Raw genomic sequence first — 11,427 nt, 5'->3', positions numbered from 1 at the left:
TTTTATCCTTGCTTTTGCATTATTTACAAATTCCTGCCAACACGAACCGGTAGTACCTGTCAACCCCATTACAGATACGGTAAAATGTGACTCGAATACAGTTTATTTTGAGAATCAGGTTTTGCCGATTTTATTGTCCAGCTGTGCCATGTCGAAGTGCCACGATAATGTCAGCCACAAAGAAGGTGTTCAGTTGACCAGTTACAGTTCGTTGATGAGCAGCGACATTGTTAAGGCAGGAAAATCCTATGACAGTAAGATTATGGAAGTCATTACCAAAACAGACAAAGAAAGAATGCCCCCATCTCCTTACTCTGCCCTGGATCCTTCCCAGATAGAGTTGATAAGAAAGTGGATAGACCAGGGAGCAAAAAATAATAAATGCAATGCCTGCGACTCATCAGATTTTAAATTCAGCACCAGAATATCCGTCATCATCAGCACAAATTGTAAAGGTTGCCATAGCGGGACCAATCCTTCAAAGGGTGTAAGACTTGAAAATTATAATAATGTCAAAGCCATTGCCGATGACGGAAGGTTGTTGGGCGTTATCAAAGGGCAGGGATATGCCCAAATGCCTCCCTCCGGAAAAATGGATGATTGTAAAGTAAATGCAATTACTAACTGGGTTAATGCAGGAGCTCCAAATAACTGATACCATGAAAAAAATATATTTCCTTTTATTGATTGTTGCCGGTCTTTTTATGGCCACCGGCTGTTATTATGACAATGAAGAATACTTATACGGTAACAACACACAACCGTGTGACACAAGCAATGTAACCTATTCCGCAGTAGTAGCCCCTATAATGACTGCAAACTGCAACGGATGCCACAGCACTGCTTCTCCAAGCGGAAATATTTCAACAGATAATCACACAGGACTTTCGACCATTGCGCTGAACGGTAAACTTTGGGGAGCAGTCAGCCATGCAAGTGGTTATTCGGCCATGCCTAAAGGTGGAAATAAACTGACAAACTGTGAACTGGCAAAAATCAGGATCTGGATTCAGGCCGGTGCACCTAATAATTAGAAAGCTTATGAAAAACTGGTTAAAAATTTTACTCGCTCTGGCTGTTATCGGAATTATTGCAGCCATTCTTGTTTATGTTTTTGTGTACAACAAACCGCATAAGAACATTGAGAAAGCAAAAGCGGAATTTACTGTAAATGCCGATTCGCTTTTTCATCAGTTTCAACAAAACAGTGAATTTTATTCTCAGAAATACAATGGAAAGGTCATTGAGATAACAGGTAAAATATCCAAAACAGAACTGACCGACTCAAGTGCAGTTGCCATATTTGTATTTTCTCAGGGACTTTTCGGAGACGAAGGTATTCGCTGCAATATGCTGCCAAAGTATTTTCCGGATGCCCGAAAACTTGTTACAGGTCAGGAAGTAAGCATCAAAGGCCTGTGTGCAGGATACAATGGGACTGATGTCGTGCTGGATGAATGCTCATTTAAAACGAATTTTTAACAACCCTTAAAGCTTCAGAATATGAAACACATGATTTTGTTATTGGCGATAACAGCTTTTTTTTCTCAAAATCTTAAAAGTCAGAATTACCTGACCAAAACAGGTACTATTTCGTTTTTTTCAGCCGCCCCGCTTGAAAATATCGAAGCAGTGAACAAACAGGTTACAGCCATGCTGAATCCATCTACCGGAGAAGTTGCTTTTAAAGTACTTATTAAGTCTTTTGTTTTCGAAAAAGCACTCATGCAGGAACATTTCAACGAAAACTACATGGAATCTGATAAATATCCTGATTCACGCTTCTCAGGGAAAGTAACCGATTTCAAAAAAATTGACCTGAAAAAAGATGGGGTTTATCCGGTGGTTGCAGAAGGCGATCTGACCATTCATGGGGTTACAAAGAAAATTTCCGCTCCCGGAACCATTGAAGTAAAAGAGGGAAAACTCCATATCAAATCGAAATTCAATGTGGCAGTTGCCGATTATAACATAACTATTCCCAAGGCAGTTGCCAACAATATCGCTAAAAATATTGATATTACAGTTGATTGCGTGTTAAATCAAAATTAAAACATGAAAAAATCATATCTTATTACACTCTTACTTTTAGTTGCTGTTCATCCTCTTTTTTCACAAAACCTGATGGATTTGCTGGATGAAGAAACCAAGACTACGGATTACACAACAGCGACCTTTAAAACAACGAGGGTAGTGAATGGCCATTCCATTGAAGCTCCTGCCAAAGGAGAGCTGGTATTTATCATTTCCCATGATTTCGGACGAATCAACCAGGGGGCCTATGAATTTTTTGGTCTCGATCAGGGAACCATACGCCTGGGTTTTGAATACAGCCTTACCGACTGGCTGAACATTGGTATTGGCAGAAGTTCCTATCTGAAAACATTTGATGGATTCCTGAAAATCAAATTGTTGCGTCAGTCCACCGGACAAAGGAACATGCCTGTTACACTGAGTTATTTTGTCAGTACAGCGCTAACTTCACTTAAATGGCAATATCCGGATCGTGAAAATTATTTTACCTCGAGACTGGCATATACGCATCAACTCCTGATTGCCCGCAAGTTTAACAACAACTTTTCTTTTCAGCTCAGCCCCACTGTCGTTCACCGGAATCTGGTAGAAAAAACTACCGATAAAAATGATGTGTTTGTGGTTGGTGCTGGCGGACGCTACAAGCTGACCAAACGCACTTCGCTGAATGCAGAGTATTGGTACGTTTTACCCAATCAGCTTCCGGAAGGATATTATAACAGCATTGGATTGGGCTTCGACATTGAGACAGGCGGACATGTTTTTCAGATTCATATTTCCAACTCTCAGGGAATGTATGAAAGAGCATTTCTGACCGATACCAAAGGAAATTTCTTTAAAGGTGACATTTACTTCGGTTTTAATATCACCAGAACTTTCTGATTATCCTGATTTTCCGGCTTTTCGTTTCTTGTGCTGAATTTCGTTTAACCTGAAACGGACAATTGACTGAACAAGCTCTGAAGGCAGCTCTTTGTCCCAGGAAAACCGGATGGCTCCTTTGGAATATTTGTATTCAGTCAATTTTTCCTTAAATGCTTTAATCCCGCTGTTTGTCGGATAGAAACCAATATGGTTTTTGTGTCCTGCATAATACACAATAACTTCTTTTTGCCTGAATGCCGGCATGCCGTAGCTGACAACTTCTTCAGCGTCAGGAAGGGCAGAGGCAATAATCTGATGCAGTTCTATAAGTTTTTGTTGTTTTTTGCCTTCAAACAATTCGATATAGGAAGATACGGCTTGGTTTTTTATCATTAAAACTACTGTTTGGTTATTCCGAGTTCTTTTAACAGAAAAACATATTCAAGAGCAATATCCTTATACTTTTCAAATCGTCCGGAAGAGCCGCCATGTCCGGTATCCATATTGGTATAAAGAAGCAGGAGATGGTTGTCTGTCTTCATTTCCCGCAGTTTGGCCACCCATTTGGCCGGTTCCCAGTATTGCACCTGGGAGTCGTGAAGTCCTGTGGTTACAAGCATGGCCGGATATTCCTGTGCTTTGACATTATCGTAGGGAGAGTAGGAGAGCATATAGTTATAATATACCTTATCTTCAGGATTTCCCCACTCGTCAAATTCTCCTGTTGTCAGCGGAATACTTTTATCGAGCATGGTGGTAACCACATCCACAAAAGGAACGGCAGCAACCACTGCCCTGAACAAATCGGGCCTCATGTTGACCACAGCTCCCATTAGAAGGCCACCGGCACTGCCACCCATGGCACACAGGTAGTCGGGGGAAGTATATTTTTCTGCAATCAGGTATTCGGCACAGGCAATAAAATCGGTAAATGTATTCATTTTCTTCAGCAATTTACCGTCTTCATACCACTGCCTTCCCATTTCTTCGCCTCCCCTGATGTGGGCTATTGCAAATATAAAACCTCTGTCGAGCAGGCTCAGACGGGCAGAATTAAATCCGGCATCGAGGCTGTAACCATAGCTGCCATATCCATAAAGCAAAAGAGGATTTTTGCCGTTTCGCTTCATCCCTTTGCGGTAAACCATAGATACGGGTATTTTCTTGCCATCTTTTGCCGTTGCATATATCCGTTCTGAAACATAGTTTTTCGGGTTAAAATCACCCAGCACCTCTTCCTGTTTGAGCAAGGCCTGTTGTCTTGTTTTCATGTTGTAATCTAAAACACTGGAAGGTGTAGTCATGGATGCGTAAACATATCTGAGCTGGTCTGTTTCAAATTCGGGATTAACGGAAACATAGGCCGTATAGGCAGGGTCGGGGAAACTGATATAATGGTCTTTCATGCTTTTCCAGTCGTAAATGCGAATCAGATTCAGACCGTTTTTTCGCTCTCCCGTAACCAGATAATTGTTGAAGATATCAAAGTATTCGAGTAATATATCGCTGCGGTGGGGAACCACATCTTCCCAGAAGGCTGTCCCTTGCTTCCCGATCGGGCATTTAACCAGTTTAAAGTTTTCTGCGTCCAGGTTGGTTCTGATGTAAAAATAATCTCCGAAATGTTCAGCACTATATTCCAGTCCTTTCTGACGGGGTAAGACAGGGATAAATCTGCCTCCGGGCTTATCTGCCTCCAGATAAAGGTATTCTGAGGTGGTAGTGCTTTCACTTCCGATAAAGATGTATTTTTTTGATTTACTGTTAAATACAAAAATATTGAAAGCCGGGTCTTTTTCTTCAAAAACCAGTTCATCGGTTGAAGAAGGTTTACCCAATATATGTCTGTAAACGCGCCAGGGCCTCAGTGATTCATCTTTTACCACATAGAAAAAGCTTTTATTGTCGTTAGCCCAGGCCACAGAAGGTGAAGCATTGATGAGGTGTTCGTCAAGAGTTTTTCCGGTGGTCAGGTCTTTTACTTTTATAGCATATAGTCTGCGGCTGACTGTATCGATGCCATAGGCCAGCAGCCTGTTGTCGGGACTCACCCTGAGACCCGATACATCGCAATATTTTGTCCCTTCTGCCAGCTCATTGACGTTCAGCATGATTTCTTCCGGATTTTCCAGTTTGTCTTTTTTCCGGCAAAATACAGGATATTCTTTTCCTTCCTCAAATCTTGTGTAATAATAATAGCCGTTGCTGAGGTAAGGTACCGACATATCGGTTTGTTTGATACGGCCTGTCATTTCCCTGTAAAGTTTTTCACGCAAATCCTTCACATCGGCAAGCTGATTTTCGAGATATTTATTTTCAGCTTCCAGATAGGCTATTACCTCAGGATTTTCCCGTTCATTAAGCCAGTAATAATTGTCAATTCTGGTATGTCTGTGAATGCTGAGTTCTTTGGGAATTTTTTTGGCTACGGGTGGTTTCATGTCTGATTCCTTTTTTGTATTGCATCCTGAAAATGTCAAAATACCTGCCACAATAACAGCAGCAAACGAATGGATATTTTTCATTGTACTTGTTTGAAATAAGAGATTGAGTTATAAAAAGTTTTTAAATCAGTTATTACCTCCTCATCGAGCAGGGCCGGAGTGGTATTTCTGATAAGTGATTCAAGAAAGAAAAGCACATCAATACCACAATTACCATCGAAAATGCGGAGCATGGCAAAGGCTCTTTTACTTCCGTGAAATTGGAGGTCTTCGAGGGAATGAATTCCTATCTGGTTGAGTTTTTCTTTTATACTTTGATCAGAAATCTGAGGTGGTTTAACCGGAAACATCAATCACTGCTTTTTAAAATTTCGACAATTTTTTTCATTTTTTCGTTTGGGATAGTTACGGAAAGGGTATAATGCATGATAAACCATTGATTCCCTTTCTTTTGGAGTACGCCTGTTCCTATCCATGTTCCGGAAGAAGTGTAGAGCAATTCGTCCCACCACGCTATCTTTTTATTATCGGCAATGTAGATATGCCTTGAATTGGCTTTGAGTGTCCACGCTTTTCCCCTGTCGAAATAGGGTTTTGCCCATTCGTAAAAAGATGTTTTTGTCCAGTATTCGCTGGAGTCGGTGCCAATAAAAACAGCATTCTGGCTGAAGGCATCAAAATAAGCTTTCATATCCGCTTTTGCTGCAGCTTCGTGCCAATGACTGATGAATTCATCCAATTGCTTTTCCAACTTATTCTGTCCGGAAATTTGATTAACAACAAACATCCCTAAGATGAGTAAAACATATTTCATGGTTGCGTGATGATAGTGATGATATGACGGATTGAAATGAAAAAAGTTATATTAAGAAATATTTTTAATTTTGGCCGGATTCCATCGCTGCAGGAGCAGCAAGCGTGTTTTTCTTTAGTTCGCTGATGATTTGATTTTGATTCCGGATTCTTCGGCAAAGGATTTTTAAGATCCCTTTTGCCACTTCAAGCCTTTCCGACATTAACTCATAGAAAGCTTCCTGATCGAGTCGGAGGAGTAGGGAATCTTTTAAGGCTGTAGCTGAAGCTGAACGGGGTTCAGGGTCTAAAAGTGCCAGTTCCCCGAAGAAGTCTTTGTTTTTGAGAACAGCTAAAGTCAGGTCGTTGTCGTGGATGCGGACTTCTCCTTCACAAATAATATACATACAGGTTCCTATTTCTCCTTTATTCATAATGACTGAACCTTCCTCGAAATGTTCTTCTTTTACGATACCCACAATATCCACCAGAATATTTTCAGGTGTTTCCATAAAAAGGCTTGTCCCTTTCAGAATAATGACCTTTTCAATATCAAGAAGTGTGTTTCCTGAGCTTTTTTCCATAATTCCATGAATTTTTTCATTCTCAAATGTTTCTGACAGATAATCTCTTTTAAAAGATTCGTGGCTGGTGATTTTTTTAATGGTATCGGCTGCGGCTTCGCTGAGTAGCTTGAATCTGCTTTCCGTAAAGGGAATAATCAGGGGAGTGAGTTCAAAAGTAATAAAATCAAGAAGTGAGATAATGGCCGTTACAATGGTCCAGCGGTTGAATTTTGTTTCCCGGTAACGGAGTATATATTCAATAATGGTGATGATTTCAGAAGGAAGTTTCAGATTGTATGCCTGTATCTTCTTGATTTTTTCGTCAAGCGATGAGTCTTCAAAAATGATAGTCAGCTTATTATACATTTTTTTGGAGATCAGGTTGTCGATAATCTCCAGGGCATTTGCTTTTTTCTCAGAAAAATCTGTCAGAAGACCTTCCCTTGCTTTGATAATAGTATAAGTATCGTAAAGGAAAGAAAGCAGATAAAGTATATTTTCCTTAACATTTTTAAGTTCGATTTTCAGAGCGGAAATTAAATAGGGGTTTTTCTTTTCGCTTTTTTCAAGGTGATAGATGGAATTGTAGAGCCATGCAGCAAATTCAAACTGCTGGTCAAATTTTTTGCGGATAAATTCATCATCTTCTTCTGCCTTGAAACCGGCTTTTTTCAGGTTCAGTATGGCTTCATTCTGTACTTTTGCCAGCGGATAATCCAATAATTTCAGCAACAGCTTGAGCGCTTCAGGAGTGGCAATATTGCCTAAAATTTGCGTTATTCTGAACATCATCAATGCATCAGACTCCTGTTCAGCATTTTCTGCGATTTGTTTTTCAAAGAACTCAACTGCTTCATTCCCGAATTGAGCAATTGACTTTGCTGCCAGCTCACTATAGAGAGGATCGGATAAAAAGCCGGCCAGATAGGGCAATAGTCTTGAATTGAGGACATAGCCGCTTGCTTCGATGGCTGTTTTGACAATTTCAGGATTCTTATGCCCAAACATGTTAATGAGAGGTTGATAAAAATTCTTTACTTTAAGAATCCCGATTATTTCCAGGGCTGTGATATTGTCTTTTGCATTTTCCGATTGCAGCAACAGTAATAGTTTCTGGCCTGCCAGAACCACCCCTTCAAGGCTTCCGTTTTGTAGCAAGCCGATGATTGTCCCTTTCCTGATATTGGCCTGCCCGCTTTCAAGATATGAAAACAACATGCTGACATCGGTATCTTCTCCCTTGCAATAGGCGATAATGGCAGCTTCTTTTACCTGTTCACTTCTTTTCTCATCCTGAATCAGGGAAAATATCTGTGCTTTCAGTCCTGTCATTTCCGGATCATTGGTGTAGTAATTCAGGGCATAAAGTACTACTTCCTCAGATTCATTATCAAGAAGTGTTTCGATGATGGCATTTTTTTCGACTCCTTCCGTTTTAAAAAGGAGCTGTGAGGAATAAATGACCTCTTCGGGTGATTTACTTTGCAACTTTTCCATTAACAGGCGGCTCATTGCCTTGCCTTTGATGTGCATTTCACTCCCTTCGAAAAACCGCTTTTTAATAGCATCCTGCAAAACAATGATGTATTGTTTGTTGGTAATCAACACCACAGCAATCCATACGATCAGCAGACCGATTAACACATAGCTGATCAGTGTTAGATCAATGCTTCCTTTGATATAAATAAACAGGAAAAGGGTAAGCCCGGCAATGCCTAATGCAATCGGGTTGAGGTAACCGTTGACAATGGCATGTCCGAATAGTCTCAGATTTTTGTTTAACGGCTGGAAAAGTGAGAAAAACACCGGTTCAAATATGGAATACCGCAAGGATTCCATGACGAAGAGCAATAAGGAAAACAGGGTAAACACCAGTGCGGTATCAGACGACATCATGTTGTAGGAAATAATTCCGCCAATAATCAGGATAAAGATGGCCGGAATAAGCAGCAGGGAATTTTTAATTCCGATTTTATCGATAATTCTTCCTGATAAAAACATCTTGATCAGAACGGTAACACCCTTGTTAAAACCGTAAAACCAGCCCAGAAATACCGAAATTTCATCACCGCTTTTGAATTTAAGCTGCAGATTACTCAGAAATGAGAAATCGATAAAGGTAAAGACAATGACTGAAATAAAACTCAGGACAGAAAGAAGGACAATAAAATGGCTTTTGAAATATTTTGCCAGAACACTTTCTTTTTTGTCTTTTTCAAGGACAGGTGTTTTCGGCCTGTCGAGTTTATTTTCTCCATAACGTTTTGCAATACGCTGTAAAACAATAATACATATAGCAAAAGCAACAGAGGCAATTAAAATCAGGTTGCTTCTCCCGATGTGAGGCACCAGCATCGGGATGGAGAAATAACCCAGTAATTTGGCAGTAACTTCGCCAGAACTGACCAGCCCGAATAGGCGTTTGCTTTGTCTGACATCAAGCATCATAGAGGTTAATCCCCAGAATTCGAGATAGTTTAGCAGAGAGGTAACCCTGTACCACATGATAGCAGCAAAGGCTATCCAAAGACTGTTGGTCAGGCCGACACCTATTCTGATGAGCAGGATTGAAATAAACAGTATGATCAGAATGGTCAACAGAAGTTTCTTGATTGTCACCCTTTGTTCAAAATAGGAATACGTTATACCGACCAGCAGCAGCAACAGGGAAGCCAGCATATAGACCAATGGCAGGGATTTGACGGATGCCTGAGCCAGAAAAATGGAATTGGCGGCATTGAAAAACATTGCCAGCCCTATACCCTGAAAGAAATTATGTAAGAAAAGAAGTCTGACATAACCGAATTCACTGGCTTTGACATTCAGTATCTTTTCATAATCAAATTTCAGGAATCCGGCCAATTTACTCTTTTGTTAGTTTGTGCAAATATAAAAAGAGGTTTGGTTCCTGTATAAATTTATAAACCAACATTTAAGGAAATAAGCCTTGATTCCCGGATTTATTCTTTTTTCAGGAAAAAGAAAGTGCCGTCTTCATCTTCAAGTCCTGCTATTTTTCCGAAAACCGGTGTTTGTTTCAAGCTCTTCTTAACTGCCTGAATGACAAATTCTGAAATCTGATCAATTGAAATACAGGTATTTGGATTGGTAGTAAGTGCTTCAGCAAATGCATTGGCAAAAACCGAGTTGTCGGCAGCCCAGCTTCCGGAGGTGGAAGTAAGCACCTGTGCCGAGCGTAGCGAGGCATAAGTCCAGTCGCTGCAGTCAGGATTTTGCGTATCGGCTCTGATAACCATGGAAAAAGAAGGACCTGCTTCACAGGCATCGGTGATGACAAGGATATGTTTCAGTTCCGGTGAATAAATCTGTAATGAACTTTTTAATGACTGAACAGGAAAATACGTGAATTCATCGTTGTTGATGGCATTTACCGGCATCCAGTAGCCCATCTCGTTGATATACTTCCCATGTCCCGCAAACCAGATCATAAGTGAGTTGACTTTGTTTTCCTTAATCAGATCACGTAATTCTATCATGAAAAATTTCTGCATGTCGGCTTTACTCATGTTTTTCTTCCATAAAAAATTGTTGATCTGGTATGATGAGAATGCTTCTTTTAGTTTCTGGGCATCGTTTGCCGGCCCTTTCAACGGAGGAAGAAACTCGTAATCAGTGTTTTCAATAAATACAACCCAGGTTTTTCCCATCGGATTGCTGCTCAATAAACGTATCCCTTCCCTGTTGAAATAATACGATTTTTCTGTCTGATTGCCGTATTTATCTTTTACTTTTATGGTTATCCCATCTTTGTTGCTGATAGAAATTAGGGCACGAAAAACCGGGTTATACTCATCTTTCTGATAACTTGCCAGAACATTGTCAATAATGATTTCCCTGATCGGACTTTCATCTGTTATCTTGCCTTCAATCATGATGTTTGAGGAAGTTGTTTCCAGATATATTTCCCCGTTATCTGAAGCATAGGGTGAAATCAAATGTATGGTAGGGGGATTGGTTTCTGTCTGTATCACATTGTAAATGACCCGGCTATAGTTCTGATAAATATCCTCTGCTTCAAGATTGAGTTGTTTGTTGTTTGTAATGGAGATATTTTTTCTGATAATTCTTGTTCCGAAGTCGGATGGGATGTCAGTTTTTTCCTGATTGATTTTAAAATAAATCAGTTCGCTTTGATCATATACCTCAATAGTCAGCCAGAGGGTGTCTTTTTTATTGGGAATTTCAAGAATGTTGGATGCATTGGGAACCGGCCAGACCAGTTTGATAACCGGTTTGTCCGATTCTTTGTTCAGCTGATAAATACGCTCTTTTGCCTCGGCAACTTCTTTCCGGTACATCTGATACGTATCATTGTACAGAGAAAGAAAACGCTGATAATCTGCTACGGCAAGTGATTGTTTTTCAATTTGTTCGTAGTTTCTGGCACGGTAAAAAAGTGCTATAATCAATTCAGGATTGTTGTCAATGATGGCAGAATAATCGTTGATGGCGTTTAATGGTTGCCGGAGAATTTCATAGTATTTAGCCCTTACAAAAAGAATATCAGGATTGTCGGGGTCGATATGTGTCAGGATTTCAGAAAGATCGGCAATTGCACCTGCATAGTCATTTTTGCGAACTTTAATCTTGCTTCTGAGCAGGTAATATTCGGCTCTCCCAGGCATGATAATGATGGCGCGGTTTATCATATCGGCAGCCTTGTCATTTTTACCTATCTGATAATAAAGCTCTGCCAGTCCGGCAAA

At 40.2% G+C, this 11,427-nt stretch carries 11 protein-coding genes; 5 read left to right on the top strand and 6 right to left on the bottom strand.

The features are described 5' to 3' along the window. The 5 genes from GX437_07915 to GX437_07895 all read left to right on the top strand — a co-directional run. Positions 1-655: hypothetical protein (locus GX437_07915; GenBank protein ID NLJ07579.1), on the top strand; the 655-nt coding region annotated here is incomplete at its 5' end. Between the two features lie 4 nt (positions 656-659). Next, on the top strand, positions 660-1,034 hold the full coding sequence (locus GX437_07910; GenBank protein NLJ07578.1) for a hypothetical protein: 375 nt from the start codon (positions 660-662) through the stop codon (positions 1,032-1,034). A 7-nt stretch (positions 1,035-1,041) separates the two neighbouring features. Further along, entirely contained in the window at positions 1,042-1,482 is a 441-nt protein-coding gene (locus GX437_07905) for a hypothetical protein (protein NLJ07577.1), read from the top strand. Between the two features lie 21 nt (positions 1,483-1,503). Continuing rightward, positions 1,504-2,052, top strand: coding sequence for a YceI family protein (locus GX437_07900; GenBank protein NLJ07576.1), 549 nt, complete (start codon positions 1,504-1,506; stop codon positions 2,050-2,052). A gap of 3 nt (positions 2,053-2,055) precedes the next feature. Further along, positions 2,056-2,916: a hypothetical protein gene (locus GX437_07895; GenBank protein NLJ07575.1), complete on the top strand. Its 861-nt coding sequence runs from the start codon at positions 2,056-2,058 to the stop codon at positions 2,914-2,916. Here the strand turns inward: GX437_07895 and GX437_07890 are convergent, their stop codons facing one another. The 6 genes from GX437_07890 to GX437_07865 form a co-directional block, all read right to left on the bottom strand. Further along, positions 2,917-3,291, bottom strand: coding sequence for a DUF1801 domain-containing protein (locus GX437_07890; GenBank protein ID NLJ07574.1), 375 nt, complete (start codon positions 3,289-3,291; stop codon positions 2,917-2,919). It abuts the gene before it with no gap. Positions 3,292-3,296: 5 nt separating this feature from the next. Next, positions 3,297-5,423, bottom strand: coding sequence for a S9 family peptidase (locus GX437_07885; GenBank protein ID NLJ07573.1), 2,127 nt, complete (start codon positions 5,421-5,423; stop codon positions 3,297-3,299). Next, positions 5,420-5,692, bottom strand: a complete 273-nt coding sequence (locus GX437_07880) for a hypothetical protein (protein NLJ07572.1) — start codon at positions 5,690-5,692, stop codon at positions 5,420-5,422. The genes GX437_07885 and GX437_07880 overlap by 4 nt, the downstream gene beginning before the upstream one ends. Then, positions 5,692-6,156 carry a nuclear transport factor 2 family protein gene (locus GX437_07875; protein NLJ07571.1) on the bottom strand — a complete coding sequence of 155 codons (465 nt, stop codon included), beginning with the start codon at positions 6,154-6,156 and terminating at the stop codon, positions 5,692-5,694. The genes GX437_07880 and GX437_07875 overlap by 1 nt, the downstream gene beginning before the upstream one ends. Before the next feature lie 64 nt (positions 6,157-6,220). Continuing rightward, positions 6,221-9,562 carry a cyclic nucleotide-binding domain-containing protein gene (locus GX437_07870; protein ID NLJ07570.1) on the bottom strand — a complete coding sequence of 1,114 codons (3,342 nt, stop codon included), beginning with the start codon at positions 9,560-9,562 and terminating at the stop codon, positions 6,221-6,223. Between the two features lie 98 nt (positions 9,563-9,660). Next, a partial coding sequence (locus GX437_07865; protein ID NLJ07569.1) for a hypothetical protein occupies positions 9,661-11,427 on the bottom strand: 1,767 nt, incomplete at its 5' end.

It is taken from the genome of Sphingobacteriales bacterium, assembly GCA_012517435.1.
GTDB lineage: Bacteria > Bacteroidota > Bacteroidia > CAILMK01 > JAAYUY01 > JAAYUY01.
This window is presented reverse-complemented; position numbering and strand designations above follow the sequence as displayed.